The following is a 15,030-nucleotide window of genomic DNA, read 5'->3' on the forward strand; positions in this document are numbered from 1 at the left end:
TCCGCCCCAGGGGTTTTGCCGGATCGGGCACACAAAGAGGCGCCGCCCGGCTAAGCTCAACGGCTTCGCGGGCGGCGCCGATTGGGACGTACGGGATCAGATCTGGCCGTCCTCCAGCATTTCGGTCACCAGTGCGGCGATCTGCGACCGCTCGGAGCGGGTGAGGGTGACGTGCGCGAAGAGCGGATGGCCCTTCAGCTTCTCGACGACGGCGACCACTCCGTCGTACCGGCCGACCCTCAGGTTGTCCCGCTGGGCCACGTCATGGGTGAGCACCACCCGTGAATTCGCCCCGATCCGGGACAACACGGTCAGCAGGACGTTCCGTTCGAGCGACTGGGCCTCGTCCACGATCACGAACGCGTCGTGCAGGGAGCGGCCGCGGATGTGGGTGAGCGGCAGGACCTCCAGCATGCCGCGCGACGTCACCTCCTCGATCACCTCGCGCGTGGTGACCGCCGACAGCGTGTCGAAGACCGCCTGCGCCCAGGGGCCCATCTTCTCGGCCTCGGAGCCGGGCAGATAGCCGAGCTCCTGCCCGCCCACCGCGTACAGCGGGCGGAAGACCATCACCTTCTTGTGCTGGCGGCGCTCCAGGACCGCCTCCAGGCCCGCGCAGAGGGCCAGCGCGGACTTGCCGGTGCCGGCCCGGCCGCCCATCGACACGATGCCGACGTCCGGGTCGAGCAGCAGGTCGAGCGCGATGCGCTGCTCGGCGCTGCGGCCGCGCAGGCCGAACGCCTCCCGGTCGCCCCGTACGAGCTTGACGTTGCCGTCGGCCGTGACGCGGCCCAGGGCCTTGCCCCGCTCGGACTGGAGCACCAGGCCGTTGTGCACCGGCAGGCTCGCGGCCTCCGGCACGTACAGCGTCTCCTCCTCGTAGAGAAGGTCCACCTGCTCGCCCGAGAGCGACAGTTCGGACATTCCGGTGAAGCCCGAGTCGGTGATGGCCAGTTCCGCCCGGTACTCCTCGGCGAGCAGGCCTACCGACGACGCCTTGATCCGCAGCGGCAGGTCCTTGGAGACGACGGTGACGTCGTACCCCTCGGCCTGGAGATTGCGGGCGACGGCGAGGATCCGTGAGTCGTTGTCCCCCAACCTGTAGCCGGCGGGCAGCACGCCGGGATCGGAATGGTTGAGCTCGACGCGGAGCGTGCCGCCGAGGTCGCCCAGCGGGATGGGTGCGTCGAGGCGTCCGTACCGGACCCGGAAGTCGTCGAGCAGGCGCAGGGCCTGACGGGCGAAATAACCGAGTTCCGGATGGTGCCTCTTCGCCTCCAGTTCCGTGACCACGACGATCGGGAGCACCACTTCGTGCTCGTCGAACCGGGCCATGGCGTTGGGGTCGGCCAGCAGGACGCTGGTGTCGAGGACGTAGGTGCGCCGGTCGGGCATGCGGCGCTTCGAGCTGGTCACCACGGAAGGACGTACCCCCTCGGAAGAGGTCGGGGTGCGACGGCGTCGCGGGGGTGGGGGCCGGGCTGTGGCCACGATGCGCGGGCCGAGCGCCGGCCCTCCGCTCCGTCCGTGCACTGTGCACGTGCGTCCTGGTGCAAAGGGCCTCCCGGGTGAGCGGCCACTTCTGGCCGTTCAACTGGAGGGGGTATTCCCTCGAACAAGCGCAGCCATGCACAGGCATATGCGCTTGGTGGGGACCAAAGGGATTGACTCCCGGTCAGGACCCGTCGGAACGGATCGTGACGTGGTGGGACATGACGGGACGGATCAGGTCCCGTAGCGCCGGTGGCGCGCCGCGTAGTCGCGCAGCGCGCGCAGGAAGTCCACCTTGCGGAAGGCGGGCCAGAACACTTCGCAGAAGTAGTACTCGGAGTGGGCGGACTGCCACAGCATGAATCCGGACAGCCGCTGCTCGCCGCTGGTGCGGATCACCAGGTCCGGGTCGGGCTGGCCGCGCGTGTAGAGGTGCTCCGAGATGTGGTCGACATCGACTATTTCGGCCAGTTCCTCGAAGCTCGTCCCCTTGGACGCGGCGTCGAGGATCAGCGAGCGGACCGCGTCCGCGATCTCCTGGCGGCCGCCGTAACCCACGGCGACGTTGACGAGTATGCCGCCGACGTCGTGGGTGGCCTGCTCGGCCTCCTTGAGTACGGACTGGGTCCGCCCGGGCAGCAGGTCCATGTTGCCGACGTGGTGGACGCGCCAGCGCCCGTCCGCCGCCAGGTCGCGCACCACGCCCTCGATGATGCCCAGGAGCGGGACCAGCTCGTTGTCGGGCCGGTCCAGGTTGTCCGTGGACAGCATCCAGAGCGTCACGACCTCGACGTCCGTCTCGGCACACCAGCCGAGCAGCTCGTGGATCTTGCTCGCGCCGGCCTGGTGCCCCTGTTCGGGGCTGCCGCCGGAGGCCTTCGCCCAGCGCCGGTTCCCGTCCAGGATGACGCCGATGTGCTTGGGCACCTGGTCGTGGTCGAGGCGGCCTTCCACCCGGCGTGCGTAGAGCCCGTACACCAGGTCGCGCAAGTTCACCGATTCCACCCTCTCGATTGCTTCCGGGGGCCGCCGCAGCGCCGCATACGGCCCGGCCCCAGGGAAGGCACAGTACTGCGGACGGGTCACAGCGGCCCAACTCGGCCTGTCACAAGTCCGTGATAAGCAGGGAAACGTGACTGAATCACTCCCCCTCCACTACCTCGCCGCCGACGACCGCTACGACTCCATGGAGTACCGGCGGACCGGCCACAGCGGCCTCAAGCTGCCCGCGCTCTCCCTGGGCCTGTGGCACAACTTCGGCGACGACCGCTCCCTGGAGTCGCAGCGCGCGATCCTGCGCCGCGCCTTCGACCTGGGCGTCACCCACTTCGACCTGGCCAACAACTACGGGCCGCCGCCCGGCTCGGCCGAGCTCAACTTCGGGAAGATCTTCGGCCAGGACTTCCGGGCGTACCGGGACGAGCTGATCATTTCCACCAAGGCCGGGTATCTGATGCACCCGGGGCCCTACGGCGAGTGGGGCTCCCGCAAGTACCTGCTGTCCTCGCTGGACGCCTCGCTCGCCCGGATGGGCCTCGACTACGTCGACATCTTCTACTCGCACCGCTTCGACCCGGAGACCCCGCTGGAGGAGACGATGGGCGCGCTGGCGTCCGCCGTCCAGCAGGGCAAGGCGCTGTACGTGGGCGTGTCCTCGTACAGCAGCGAGCAGACCGCCGAGGCGGCGCGGATCCTCAAGGAGATGGGCGTCCCGGCGCTCATCCACCAGCCGTCGTACTCGATGATCAACCGCTGGACCGAGGACGACGGCCTGCTCGACACGCTCGAAGAGGCGGGGATGGGCTGCATCTCCTTCGTGCCGCTGGCGCAGGGGCTGCTCACCGACAAGTACCTCAAGGGCATCCCGGAGGGCTCGCGGGCCACCCAGGGCAAGTCGCTCGACCCGGGGCTGCTCAGCGACGAGGTGACGCGGCGGCTCAACGGGCTGAACGACATCGCCGCCCGGCGCGGCCAGTCGCTGGCCCAGCTGGCGATCGCCTGGGTGCTGCGCGACCCGCGCATGACGTCGGCGCTGATCGGCGCGTCCAGTGTGAACCAGCTGGAGGAGAACGTGGCGGCGCTCGCCGGACCGCCGCTGACGGCCGAGGAGTTGAAGGAGATCGACGCCTTCGCCGTGGACACCGCGGGCACCAACATCTGGGCCGGGCGCGGCTGATCACCCCGGTGGTCGCCAACTGACAGCGGATCCACAGGAACCGGCGCCGGAGTGGTGGCGAGAAAAAACGGGCCGGTCCGTGGGGGGGATACGGACCGGCCCGAGGGGGGGTTTCCACCATAACCCTTCGTAAGTGGTCCTGGGTGCCACGGCGTGCCGAAACTACGCTCCGAAACCGCCCGGGCACGGCGGAGGCACTGCCGCCGGGCACCCCCAAGGGGGACCCGGCGGTGGAACGCTTCTTTGACCGTGCAGGTCAGAGCGGTGCGAACCGGCTCAGGCCACCTTCCGTGACCCCGACTTCACATCCAGGATCCACTCCATGTGTGCCGCACCCCACTCACCCAAGGGGGTGAGTGCCGTGTTGAGCGCCTGGCCGCGCGGGGTCAGCGAGTACTCCACCCGGGGCGGCACCTCCCCGTAGACCTCGCGGTGGACGATCCCGTCCGCCTCCAGCTCGCGCAGCTGCTGGACGAGGACCTTCTCGGTGACGCCGTCGACCAGGCGCCTGAGCTCGCCGAAGCGGTACGTGCCGTCGTGCAGCGCCCACAGGATCAGCGGCTTCCACTTCCCGCCGACCACGTCGACCGCCGCGTCAAGCCCGCAGCTGTAGCTGATGTCGCCCTTGGTGTGCCTGCCCATGGCTCTCCCTCGTCTCGTACGTCCGTCGCCGTCCTCAACGTCTGAGCAGGGTGATTCCGTCCCGCTGGGCGACGATCCGGTATCCGTAGGCCTGTTCCGCCTTGACCAGCTCGGCTTCCTGACGGTCCTTCGGGTAGGGCCAGTAGCCCGGCGGGTAGGGCCAGGACTCGGCGGGCACCCGGTCGTAGACGATCCACTGGGCGGTCGGCGGGGGCACCGGCGCGCCGGTGTCGTACAGCCGCCAGTGGACCGGGTAGGTCGGGAACAGCACCACGTCCGTACGCGAAGTGAGCTGGGGCACCAGGCGGTTGGAGGCGGCGACGGTGGCGCCGTCGGGGATGCGGCGCAGCAGGTCGCGGGCGGCGGCGACGTGCGCGGTGGAGCGCCAGGTGGAGCGGTGGACGAGCTGGGCGAGCGGGAAGGACGGGATCAGGACCAGGGTGACGGCCGCGGTGGTGGCGAGCGAGGCGCGTACGTGGCGGCGGGCGAGGGCGTCGCCGGAGCGCCGGTAGGGGGCGAGGGCGTCGGTCATGGCGGCCAGGACGACGGGCATCAGCACGGCCGTGTAGTGGAACGAGGTGCCCCAGTGGAAGACGTTCTGGGAGAGCATCCGCCAGCCGAGCGTCGGCACGGCGAGCCAGGCGAGCGGCGAGCGCAGGGCGATCAGCGCGGCGGGGGCGAAGACCAGGACCAGCGTGGTGGCCTTCACCTCGGGGCGTACGGCGTCGAGCGGGGCGAAGGCGAGGGTGGCGAGCAGGGAGCCGTGGGCGGGTTCGAGGTTGGCGGCGTGGGCATAGGTGCCGGCCGGGCTGAAGAACGGCATCAGCACCTTGAACTCCAGGGCGCTGCCGAGCAGCCCGGCGGCGGCGGTCGCCAGGCCGAGGCGGCGCCGCCCCTTCCAGGCGATGTACCCGCCGATCGCGGCGAGCGTGAGCCCCAGGTCCTCCTTGACCAGCAGAAGGGGCGCGGCCCAGGCCACGGCGGCCCGCCAGCGCCGCAGGGCCAGCGCCTCCAGGGCGTACGAGACGAGCGGGACGGCGAAGCACACCTCGTGGAAGTCGAACGCCACGGCCGAGGCGATGCCCCAGCTCAGCCCGTACGCGAAGGCGACGACATGGGCGGCGCGGCGGCCCAGCGCCTGCCGGGCGCGACGGGCGAGCGGCACGACGGCGAGGGCGAGCAGTGCGGCCTGGGCGAAGAGCAGGGTGTACGGCGACGGCGCGATCCGGTACAGCGGCGCGAGGACGACGAGCACGGGGTGGAAGTGGTCGCCGAGGAGGTTGAACCCTTCGCCGCGCAACGGGGCCACGGGGGGCCGCAGTTGGGCGTACGCCTTCACGGCCTGCTCGAAGATGCCGAGGTCGTAGCCGGTGGTGCGGACCAGCGCCTGGCGGCGGGCGCCGACGGCGGCGTAGAGCAGGAAGAGCACGGCGGCCCACCCCCACCAGAGGAGGGCGGGCGGCGCCGTACGGGTGCCCCGGCGACTGGGAATCGCGGCGACGCCTCGCAGTCGCAGCGAGGACAGTTCGGCAGTGATTGTCCACATCCGTTCCATATGCGCGGATGCTAGGCGTCTCACGTGGAGCGCAGGGGCTTCCGCGCCTCGATGAGGAAACGTGTCGTGTGCGCGACGAAGGGGCCGTCGGTGCGGATCTGCTCGTCCAACGCCGCCAGCTTCTCCTCGTACTCCTCGACCGTGAAGCCCGGCACCATCCAGATCACCTTGCGCAGGAAGTAGACGACGGCGCCGATGTCGTGGAACTCGGTGCGCAGCTTCTCCTGGCGCAGGTCGGCCACCTGGAGCCCGGCGGCCTCGGCCTCGGCGCGGGCCTTGCCCGGGTCGCGGCGGCCCCGGACGTCGGCGGACTGCGGGCCCAGGAAGTACTCCACGAGCTCGAACACACTGGCGGGTCCGACCTGTTGGGAGAAGTAGGTGCCGCCCGGGGTGAGGACCCGGGCGATCTCCGGCCACCAGGTCTGGACGGGGTGGCGGCTGGTCACCAGGTCGAAGGCGCCGCCCCCGAACGGCAGCGGCGGCTCGTCGGCGTCGGCCACGACCGCGACGCCGCGCGGGTGCAGCAGGGCGGTGGCCCGGGCGACGTTCGGCGGCCACCCCTCCGTGGCGACCGCGAGCGGCGGCAGCTGCGGGACGGCCGCCAGGACCTCGCCGCCGCCGGTCTGCACGTCGAGGGCGGCCGTGGCCCGGGCCCAGCGCGCGGCCATGGCACGGGCGTACCCCCAGGACGGCCGCTCCTCGGTGGCCCGTCCGTCCAGCCAGGAGAAGTCCCAGCCGTCCACGGGGGCGGCCGCCGCCTCGGCGATCAGGTCCTCGAAGGTGCGGGTGTTGTGGTTGCGGATGGTTTGCGCCATGTTGCGGACCCTACGCGTCTTGTACGGCGGAGGGCCCGCACATTCACGCGGCGAGGCCGCCGAGGAGCAGGCCGAGGTACGCGCCGCCGAGCATGAAGGGGCCGAACGGGATGGCCGCGCGGCGGTCGGCGCGACGCGCGAGGATCAACCCGAGGCCGTACGTGCCGCCTGCCGCGAACCCCGCGAAGGCGCCGGTGAAGAGGGTGCCCCAGCCGTACCAGCCGAGCACCACGCCGAGGCCGACGGCGAGTTTGACGTCGCCGAAGCCGAGGCCGGCGGGGTTGATCAGGAAGAGCACGAAGTACGCGCCGCCCAGGGCGAGTCCGCCGAGCAGGGCGTGCCGCCAGGACCCCTGGTGGTGCGGGGCGAGGGCGGCGGCGCCGAGGAGGGCGGCGGCGGTGGCGGCGAGGGGGATCGTGAGGACGTCCGGCAGCCGGTGCACCCGGGCGTCGACGGCGGCGAGGAGCCCGGCGGGCGGCAGGAGGAGCAGCCAGACGGCGAGTTCGGGGCGGGGGCCGGTGGTGGTGGCGAGGGTGGCGGCCGCGGTGGCGGTGGCGGCGGCCCAGCGGCGCGCGCCGCGCTGTCGGCAGACGGGGGGGCCGAGCCAGCGGGTGAGGGCGTGCCCCTCTGGGCAGGCGCCCCGCCACGGCTCGCCCGCCTCGACGGCGAGCCGGTACGCCACGCGCGGCACCAGCCACCCGAGGGTGGCGCCCCAGGCGGCGGCGAGCAGGGGGAGGTACACGGGGTGCACCCTAGGGTGCGGCGCGGGTTTTTCCCCACCCCGCCCCTTCCCGGCTGTGACATTGTGCGGCTCCGCCGCGTGGCCTGGGCGGGCGGCCGGGTGGTGGGCCGGGGTGGGCTGCTGGGGGCTGCGCCCCCAGACCCCGCTGCGGCCCCCGGTTTGTCTGCGGGCCGGTGGGGGCTTGTCGCGCAGTTCCCCGCGCCCCTCTTTGGCCCGGTGTTTGTCTGCGGGTCGGCGGTGGTTGCTCGCGCAGTTCCCCGCGCCCCTGAAGACGCCCCTCCGGGGCGTCCCCTGCCGGTCGCGCCCGCGCGGCGGAGCCGCACATGTCACAGCCCCGCGCCGCTTAAAGCGCTTGGCTTCGCTCGTACCCCCTAGGGGCGCGGGGAACTGCGCGAGCAACCCAGCACGGTCCGCAGACGAACGGGCCTACCCTCCCACCCCGACCCCACGCCGGGGTCCGGGGCGGAGCCCCGAGGCGGGGTGCAGGGGCCGCAGGCCCCGCAACGGGGTCCGGGGGCGCAGCCCCCGGGAGAACCACCTCCACCCCCCACCCACCCCCGGAGGGTTTAGGGAAGGGGCGGGGAGGGGGCTCTGTAGCGTGGGGGCATGCGATGGCGGGACGGGCTAGGGCAGTTGGTGGTCGAGGGTGGGCGCCTAGTCCCCCTTGAAGTCGCCGCGTCCTACAGGGCCCGCACCCGGGGGCTCCTCGGGCGGGACGGGGTCGAGGGGGCCGTCCTGCTCAGCCCGGCCACCTCCGTGCACACCTTCCGTATGCGCTTCCCCCTGGACGTCGCCTACCTCGACCGCCACCTCCGCGTCATCACCCTCCACACCGTCCCCCCGAATCGCCTCACCGCCCCCCGCCTCCGCGCCCGCCACATCCTGGAGGCGGAGGCGGGCGCAATGGCGGAGTGGGGCATCCGCCCCGGCGTACGGGTGCGCGTAGAACTACATGGCGGCCACACGTAAGCCGGAAGTCGCCTTGCCCGCCCCGCGCGCCCCTGCCTACGATCACGACGACGGCATCGCGCGTTGGTCACCGGCCGGGTGAGCGTGGAGGTGCCCGTGAGATGCCTTTTGGAGGCATTCCACCGTGTCAGTCGAGTTGAATCACACCATCATCCACTCCCGCGACAAGCGGGCTGCCGCCGAGTTCCTGGCGGACATCCTGGGGCTGCGGGTCGGCGACGAGTGGGGACCGTTCATCCCCGTGGAGACCGGAAACGGTGTCACCCTGGACTTCGCCACCGGCGACCCGGACAAGATCGTGCCGCAGCACTACGCCTTCCTCGTCTCCGAGGAGGAGTTCGACGCGGGCTACGAGAAGATCAAGCAGTGGGGCGTACGGCACTTCGCCGATCCGCACATGAAGCGCCCCGACGAGATCAACCACAACGACGGCGGCCGGGGCGTCTACTTCCTCGACCCGTCCGGCCACGCCATGGAGATGATCACCAGGCCGTACGGCAGCGGCAGCAGCTTCTAGGGCCTGGACCTACTCTTCCGGCCGGGCCAGCGCCGCGAGCAGTGCCACCGCCTCGCCCACCGGCACCGGCCGGAAGAACTCCGCGTCCACCGCTTCGACCGCCGCGATCGCCCGCGGCGCGAGCTCCGCCCCGGCCTCCGTCACCCGCAGCCGCTTGGCCCGGGTGTCCGCCGGGTCGGTCTCGCGGACGAGTAGGCCCTTGCCCTCCAGCGTACGGACGACCTGGGACGTCATCTTGACGTCGGTACCGGCCTGGCGGGCGACCGCCAGCTGGTTGGGGTGCTCCCCCTGCCCGTTGAGCCACCAGGTGCACGCGAGCAGCACGAACTGCACATGCGTGAGGCCCAGCGGCGTCAGGGCCGCGGTCACCCCGCGCTGCCAGCGCAGCGTGGCGTGCCAGAGCAGGAACCCGGGGCTCTCGCCGGGGGTGAGCGCCATCAGCGACCCGCCTCCGCGAGCCGGACGAGCGCGGCCATGGTCTCCGGCCAGTCGGCGGTGACGGCCGGGCCGATCTCCGGGCCCAGCTCGTCGGCCGCGGCTCCCGTGATCTCCATCCGGTACACCACCCGGGTACGGTCCGGGACCGGCCGGTCGAGCCGGTGCGCGGTGCGCAGGACCAGGCCGTCGAAGCGGGCCTCGTCCACGAACAGCTCGTTCTCAGCCACTTCGGTGATCCGCAGCGCGATCGGGTCCTGCCCGTCCGCGGCGCAGACTATCTGTCCACCCTTAGCCCTTGGCCGTATGGGCGATTCCCAGCCGTCTCGCGTCGACGTGCGCTTTTATCCAAGTCCCGGGTACGCCCCCGCTGGCAGTCTCTGTGGTGCGCGGGAGCGTCACTTCCAACGGACGTTGACGGGGGCCCGCGCGCATACGGGGCCCGGCCGACCGCACCTCCACCCGGCCGGCCGGGCCCGCCCTCGCGCCCGGCCCGGCTTCAGCCGGTCGCCCCGCGCGGGAACGAAACCTCCACCCGGCGGTTCTTGCGGCGGCCGTCCTCCGAGGAGTTGTCCGCGATCGGGTAGTCCTCCGCGTACCCCCGGATGTCGAACGTGACCGCGCCGCCCACCGCCTGCGAGAGCGCGCCCTGGACGGCGTCCGCGCGCTGCTTCGACAGGACGACGCCGTGCTCGTGCGTACCGAGGTTGTCGGTGAAGCCGAACACGCGGACGTTCGTGGCCTTCTGCTTCTTGATCTCGTCGGCGATCGCCTGGATGCGGCCGGTCGCCTCGGCGGAGAGCGCGGCGCTGTCCTTGCCGAAGAGGACTTCGGCCTGCAGGGCGAAGGAGATGTCGGCGTTGGTGTCGGAGCGGCGCTCCTCGCCGCCCATGTCCTCGACGACCGACTTGATGTCGATGACCCTCGGCGCGGCGAGCGTCGCCCCGTCGGAGAGCTTGAGCCCGGGCGCGTTGGCGTCGACCTTCACGGGCGGGGCGGCGGCGGGCACGGCGGTGGGGTTCGGATCGTCGGCGACGGCCGCGCCGGGCCCCGCCGCGACGAACAGCAGCACCGCGGCGGCGAGGACCGCGGGGCGGGCGTGACGGCGTCGGCTGCCGGGGGCCGGGGTCGCGGGTGTTGCCTGGGTGGCCTGCATGGGGTGCCTCCGCCTCAGCCGGAGATCTTGATGGTGGCGGTGGGCATGGTGGGGAGCTGGAAGTCGACTTCTGTGACGGGGGCGGGGGGTGCGGGGAACTGGGCGTAGAAGGGGATCTTCTGACCGGCGGTCAGGCCCGTCGGGAAGCGGGTGCACAGGCACCGGCCGTCGGTGTCACGCAGGATCAGATAGCGCTTCTTGCCCGTCTTGTCGACCAGCGAGGCACCCGCCATGGAGGCCCCGTTGTCCCGCAGCTCCTGCTCGCTCCCCTGCCAGCCCGGTGCCGTGAAGCCCTGCGAGGAGTTGTTCGCGACCACTCCCTCGACGGTGACGAACCCCCCGGTGTCGCGCTTGGCGCTGTTGACCACGATCTCGATGCCGTCGCCGCCCCGGACGGTCGCCAGCACTTCGGTGCTCTGCGCCGTGGGCGCGTTGGTCTGCGGCCGGGACTGTCCGCCGGATGCCGCGGCGGGGGTGGAGGGCTTGTCGTCCGACTTCTTGCCGCCGTCCCCGCCGCAGGCGGTCAAGGTGAGAGCCAGGGCGACGGCTGCCGTCACGGCGGCCGCTCCTCTCGCCCAGGCTCTGTTCTCGGCCCTGTCCATCACTCAGTCCCTCGCTTCTTCCTGCGCTTACTTCTTGGCCAGGTGCACGGCGAACAGGTCGGCCGCGTCGGGGAGCAGGTCGAGCCTGCCCGGGTCGACGTCGAAGTCCCGCTTGTCGCAGACGAGCCGGTAGGCCTTCTTGTCCTCGCCGCCAGGGGTGGAGCTGGGGTCGGGGCTCGGGCTGCCGGTGCTAGGGGGCGCGGAGGTCTGCGGGGCGTCGCTCCCCTCGATGCGGCACCGGGGTTCGATCACAGCGGTGGCCTTCGCCGTGCCCTTGCTGTTCTCCGTGGCGGCGATGACGGACTTGCCCGCCGTCGCGTTGGTCCGTACGGACACGGTGTAGCCGGGCCAGTCGCCCGGCACGCAGCTCTCCACCGAGGCGTCGTTGCTGGCGGCCAGGGTGTCGGCGGCCGCGCACGACGCGGCGGCGGCGCCGCCCCGCAGGCCGTGCAGCACGTCCTTCCACACGACGGGGTCGAAGCCGTCGAGGAGCTTGTCGCGGAGCCGGTCGCGGTAGTCCTGCGCGGCCGCGAGCGCCGCCGCGTCCGCCGCCGTCCCGGCCTCGTTGCGCTTGACCGCCGCCTGGCCCACCGCGAAGTACGCGAACGCGAGGAAGAGCAGGCCCGCCACCACCGTGATGTAGACGGGGAAGGCCTGCCCCCGGTCGCCTCGGAGGCGACGGGACGTCAGGGGTTGATCTTGTTGATCGCGGCGGTGATCTTCTGGGCGATGGCCGTGCCGAAATTCGTCTGCGTAAGTACCAGAATGATCGCCACCACCACGATGATGATCCCCATGTACTCGACCGCGCCCTGCCCCCGGTCCCCCCGCCGCCGCAGCGCCGTCGCCGTCGTGTTCAGCCAGCCGTGGACCCGGATCCTGGCGGCGGTCGCGGGCTTGAGGAGCTTGTCGTTCATGGTGGTCCCCTCCGGGGTCTACGGCGGTGCCGCGCTCGACAGCCGCACCGTACCCGGGCCCTCCGGTTCCGGCACAGGGCCCCTGGGCCCAATTCCGGGCCCGGAAGGCGAGTTGACGTCGGAGGATCCTCATCCCGCCGCCCCCCGCGCACCCAGCCACGTCACGACCGCCTGGGTGCGGCTGTTGCTGTGTAGCTTCGCGAAGATTCGGTTGATGTGGTTCTTCACCGTCTTCTCGCTGATGAAGCAGGCGGCGGCGATCTGCTGATTGCTCATGCCCGCCGCGATCAGCTCCATCACCTCCACCTCCCTCCTACTGAGCCGGTGTACCCCAAGTCCCTTGCGGAGGACCGGAGTTTCCCTCCGGCGCCCCGGTGACGACTGTCCCACATCCGGTTGCATCCGCGAAGCCTCTTCGTTCGGATTTAATGAAATCGACCGGGGCATGACACCCGGAGGGAGGGCGGCGCAGCCGACGGGGCCCACCCCGCCCGCCCCCACGTCCCGTACCGCGCCGACCAGTTGCTCCACCGTGAACTCGCCGTGGACGAGATAGCCGCGCGCGCCGAGCCGCAGCGCCTCGCGTACGGTCTCGGCCTCGCCGCTGTACGTCAGCATCATCACCGGCGCCACCCGCACCAGGCGGGGCAGCGCCGCGAGGCCGTCCACGCCGGGCATCCGCACATCGAGCAGGACCACGTCCGGCCGGTGCAGTAGCGCCGCCTCGCACGCCTCGCGGCCGTCCGCCGCCTCGGCCACCACCTCCGTACCGCCGCGGCCGTCGAGCAGCGCGGTGAGCCCGGCCCGTACGACCGGGTTGTCGTCCGCCACCAGCACCCGGGTCACACCCCGCTCCTCTCCACGGTCCGCGACGGCCCCAGCGCCGCCAGCGGCAGGTCGAGGCGGACCTCCGTGCCCCTCGCCGCCCCGCCCCGGCCGATGCGGATGCGCGCGCCCAGGTCCGCCGCCCGCTCGACCATGCCGACCAGGCCGAAGTGGCCCGCCCGGCGCAGCCCGTCGAGCGTGGTGCCGGGGGGCAGGCCGCGCCCGTCGTCGTACACGCTGATGCGCAGTACGTCCCCGACCACGCCCGCCGACACGTCCACCCGGGCCGGGCCCGCGTGGCGGTGGGCGTTCTCCAGGGCCTCCGAGGCGATGGTGAGGAGCTGGCGGGCGACCGGATGCGGGACCCTCATCGCTTCCAGGGATAGGGGGCGGTAGGTCACGCCCGACTTCTCGCTTCGCTGCGCGAAGTCCCTCACCCGCGCCGCCAGTTCCGCCAGTACGTCCACTCCCCCGTCCGGGCCCGGCTCGCGGCGCAGGTCGGCGAGGAGTTCGCGGGACTCGGCGGCGGCGCGGCGGGCCGAGCGGGCCACCAGGGTCGCGCCCCGGCGTACCGTCACCGGGTCCGTGCGGTCGGCCGAGGCCGCCAGGCCCTCGGCGGCGAGCGCCACGCCGTACAGGGTCTTGGCGACCGAGTCGTGCAACTCCCTCGCCAGCCTTGCCCGTTCCTCCTCCACCGCCAGCCTCGCCCGCGCCTCGGTGAGCGCCCGCGAGGCCACCCCGAACCGCAGCAGCAGGCCCCGCAGCGCGACCCCGGCCGCGCCCGCGAGGACGCAGAAGCCGGGCAGCAGCAGGGCCGGGGCGAGCGGCTGGGGGTGGTGCTGACGCTGGGCCATGTACGCGAGCGCCAGGATCACGCACTGGAGCCCGGCGAAGACGCCCGCGCCCCGCCACCCGTACACCAGACCGGCGAGCAGCGGGGTGCAGACGACGACGTAGCCGAGCGGGGAGTCGGGGGTCGCGGTGAACAGCAGCAGTGCGCCGAACGCGGTGTCCACGCCGAGCAGCCACGGGTGGCGCAGCAGCAGCGGGCCGAAGCGCTCCCAGTCGCGGTAGAGCGCGTACGAGCCCATGAAGGTGATCAGTACGGCTCCGGAGACCAGCCAAGTGGCGATGCCCCGGGCCGAGTTGGCCAGGGCGAAGGGGGTGCCGAGCCCTATCATCGCGAGCCGGAACAGGAAGACCTGGCGGCAGAGCGCCTGGAGGGCGTTGAGCTGGAGGGAGACCTCGGGCTCGGGGGACGGGTCGGACGGCTGCGGTGGCCTCGGCATCGTGGACCCCTCACTTCCCCGTGAGCGAGCCGATGTCGGCCTCGGACCCGAGCAGCATCGCGGACGCCATCAGGATCATGGTGGCGGGCACCATGAACGTGGTGACCATCAGCGTCGCCTTGGGCACCGCCTTGGCGGCCTTGCGGCGGGCGTTCTGGGCGTCGGTGCGGCGCATGTCGGTGGCGATCGCTATCAGCGTGTCCACGATGGGCGCGCCCAGCTCCTCGCCCTGCTGGAGCGCCGTGACGAACATGGCGACCTGCTCGGAGTCGTTGCGGCGGCGCAGGTCGTCGAAGGCCTGGCGGCGGCTGACGCCCATGTCCATCTGCCGCAGCGCGATCCGCACCTCGTCGGCCCAGGGCCCCTCGTACTTCTCCGCGACCCGCTCCAGGGCCTGGCGGAAGCCGAGCCCGGCGGAGACCACCACGGCCAGCACGTCGAGGAAGTCCGGCAGGGTCCGCTCGATGTCGTCGCGGCGGCGGCGGACGGCCGCCCAGATGCCGACCTCGACCCAGTAGTACGCGAACGCGACCATCAGCAGGGCCAGCAGGTAGTTGCCGCCGGAGACCATCACCACCGCGCCGACCGCGCCGAGCGCCCCGTACACCGCGCGCCGCGCCGCGTACCGGTCGATGGTCAGGCCGCCGGGGTTGCCCGCCATGTCGATCTTGCGGCGCTTCTCGCCGACGCGCTTGGGGCCCATCAGCCGCAGGACGAGCGGGGCGTAGCGGATGCCGAGGCGGTCGATGGCGCCGCCGGTCCGGGTGGTGCGGGTGGCGCCGACCTCCAGGGCGAGGGCCAGGTCGCCGGGGAGCTTGGCCTCGGCGCGGTACATCCGTACGCCCTCGAAGGCGCCCAGGACGCTGAGCCCGCCGATGAGTCCCAGGATCAGTTCCATG

General features: G+C 72.2%; 18 protein-coding genes. 3 read left to right on the forward strand and 15 right to left on the reverse strand.

Annotated elements, in window-relative coordinates:
* Nucleotides 1-96: 96 nt before the first annotated feature.
* Nucleotides 97-1,419 (reverse strand): PhoH family protein, encoded by a 1,323-nt coding sequence (locus QIY60_RS08125; RefSeq protein ID WP_283141792.1) that lies wholly within the window; start codon nt 1,417-1,419, stop codon nt 97-99.
* Nucleotides 1,420-1,725: 306 nt separating this feature from the next.
* Complete coding sequence (locus tag QIY60_RS08130; protein WP_283141793.1) at nt 1,726-2,487, reverse strand: isoprenyl transferase; 762 nt, start codon at nt 2,485-2,487, stop codon at nt 1,726-1,728.
* A 136-nt stretch (nt 2,488-2,623) separates the two neighbouring features.
* On the opposite strand from QIY60_RS08130, the gene mgrA reads away from it, so the two are divergent.
* Nucleotides 2,624-3,667: an L-glyceraldehyde 3-phosphate reductase gene (mgrA, locus tag QIY60_RS08135; protein WP_283141794.1), complete on the forward strand. Its 1,044-nt coding sequence runs from the start codon at nt 2,624-2,626 to the stop codon at nt 3,665-3,667.
* Between the two features lie 276 nt (nt 3,668-3,943).
* Here mgrA and QIY60_RS08140 read toward each other — a convergent pair whose 3' ends face one another.
* Genes QIY60_RS08140 through QIY60_RS08155 form a run of 4 tightly spaced genes read right to left on the reverse strand, consistent with a single transcriptional unit; the run spans nt 3,944 to nt 7,421 of the window.
* Entirely contained in the window at nt 3,944-4,309 is a 366-nt protein-coding gene (locus QIY60_RS08140) for a helix-turn-helix domain-containing protein (RefSeq protein WP_283141795.1), read from the reverse strand.
* Nucleotides 4,310-4,343: 34 nt separating this feature from the next.
* Nucleotides 4,344-5,855 (reverse strand): DUF2079 domain-containing protein, encoded by a 1,512-nt coding sequence (locus QIY60_RS08145; protein ID WP_283141796.1) that lies wholly within the window; start codon nt 5,853-5,855, stop codon nt 4,344-4,346.
* Nucleotides 5,856-5,884: 29 nt separating this feature from the next.
* The gene (locus QIY60_RS08150) at nt 5,885-6,679 is read right to left on the reverse strand and encodes a class I SAM-dependent methyltransferase (protein WP_283141797.1); all 795 of its coding nucleotides are present in this window, start codon (nt 6,677-6,679) and stop codon (nt 5,885-5,887) included.
* Between the two features lie 43 nt (nt 6,680-6,722).
* Nucleotides 6,723-7,421, reverse strand: a complete 699-nt coding sequence (locus QIY60_RS08155; RefSeq protein WP_283141798.1) for a prepilin peptidase — start codon at nt 7,419-7,421, stop codon at nt 6,723-6,725.
* A 606-nt stretch (nt 7,422-8,027) separates the two neighbouring features.
* Between QIY60_RS08155 and QIY60_RS08160 the strand changes: the two genes are divergently transcribed.
* On the forward strand, nt 8,028-8,390 hold the full coding sequence (locus QIY60_RS08160; RefSeq protein ID WP_283141799.1) for a DUF192 domain-containing protein: 363 nt from the start codon (nt 8,028-8,030) through the stop codon (nt 8,388-8,390).
* Between the two features lie 124 nt (nt 8,391-8,514).
* Complete coding sequence (locus QIY60_RS08165) at nt 8,515-8,907, forward strand: VOC family protein (RefSeq protein ID WP_283141800.1); 393 nt, start codon at nt 8,515-8,517, stop codon at nt 8,905-8,907.
* A 9-nt stretch (nt 8,908-8,916) separates the two neighbouring features.
* Here the strand turns inward: QIY60_RS08165 and QIY60_RS08170 are convergent, their stop codons facing one another.
* The 9 genes from QIY60_RS08170 to QIY60_RS08210 form a co-directional block, all read right to left on the reverse strand.
* Nucleotides 8,917-9,345: a MarR family transcriptional regulator gene (locus tag QIY60_RS08170; protein ID WP_283141801.1), complete on the reverse strand. Its 429-nt coding sequence runs from the start codon at nt 9,343-9,345 to the stop codon at nt 8,917-8,919.
* On the reverse strand, nt 9,345-9,572 hold the full coding sequence (locus QIY60_RS08175) for a hypothetical protein (protein WP_283141802.1): 228 nt from the start codon (nt 9,570-9,572) through the stop codon (nt 9,345-9,347). Before QIY60_RS08175 ends, QIY60_RS08170 begins: the two co-directional genes overlap by 1 nt.
* 269 nt (nt 9,573-9,841) lie before the next feature.
* Nucleotides 9,842-10,498, reverse strand: coding sequence for an OmpA family protein (locus QIY60_RS08180; RefSeq protein WP_283141803.1), 657 nt, complete (start codon nt 10,496-10,498; stop codon nt 9,842-9,844).
* Nucleotides 10,499-10,512: 14 nt separating this feature from the next.
* Nucleotides 10,513-11,055, reverse strand: coding sequence for a hypothetical protein (locus QIY60_RS08185; protein ID WP_283141804.1), 543 nt, complete (start codon nt 11,053-11,055; stop codon nt 10,513-10,515).
* Between the two features lie 72 nt (nt 11,056-11,127).
* A complete protein-coding gene (locus QIY60_RS08190) occupies nt 11,128-11,790 on the reverse strand; it encodes a pilus assembly protein TadG-related protein (RefSeq protein ID WP_283145855.1) in 663 nt (220 codons plus the stop codon).
* Nucleotides 11,787-12,017: a hypothetical protein gene (locus QIY60_RS08195; RefSeq protein ID WP_257583829.1), complete on the reverse strand. Its 231-nt coding sequence runs from the start codon at nt 12,015-12,017 to the stop codon at nt 11,787-11,789. The genes QIY60_RS08190 and QIY60_RS08195 overlap by 4 nt, the downstream gene beginning before the upstream one ends.
* Before the next feature lie 129 nt (nt 12,018-12,146).
* A complete protein-coding gene (locus QIY60_RS08200; RefSeq protein WP_283141805.1) occupies nt 12,147-12,863 on the reverse strand; it encodes a response regulator transcription factor in 717 nt (238 codons plus the stop codon).
* Nucleotides 12,860-14,131 (reverse strand): histidine kinase, encoded by a 1,272-nt coding sequence (locus QIY60_RS08205; protein WP_283141806.1) that lies wholly within the window; start codon nt 14,129-14,131, stop codon nt 12,860-12,862. The genes QIY60_RS08200 and QIY60_RS08205 overlap by 4 nt, the downstream gene beginning before the upstream one ends.
* A 10-nt stretch (nt 14,132-14,141) precedes the next feature.
* Nucleotides 14,142-15,029, reverse strand: a complete 888-nt coding sequence (locus tag QIY60_RS08210) for a DUF5936 domain-containing protein (RefSeq protein WP_283141807.1) — start codon at nt 15,027-15,029, stop codon at nt 14,142-14,144.
* Between the last annotated feature and the right edge of the window lies 1 nt (nt 15,030).

The organism is Streptomyces sp. BPTC-684, assembly GCF_030028635.1.
Classification (GTDB): Bacteria; Actinomycetota; Actinomycetes; order Streptomycetales; family Streptomycetaceae; genus Streptomyces; species Streptomyces noboritoensis.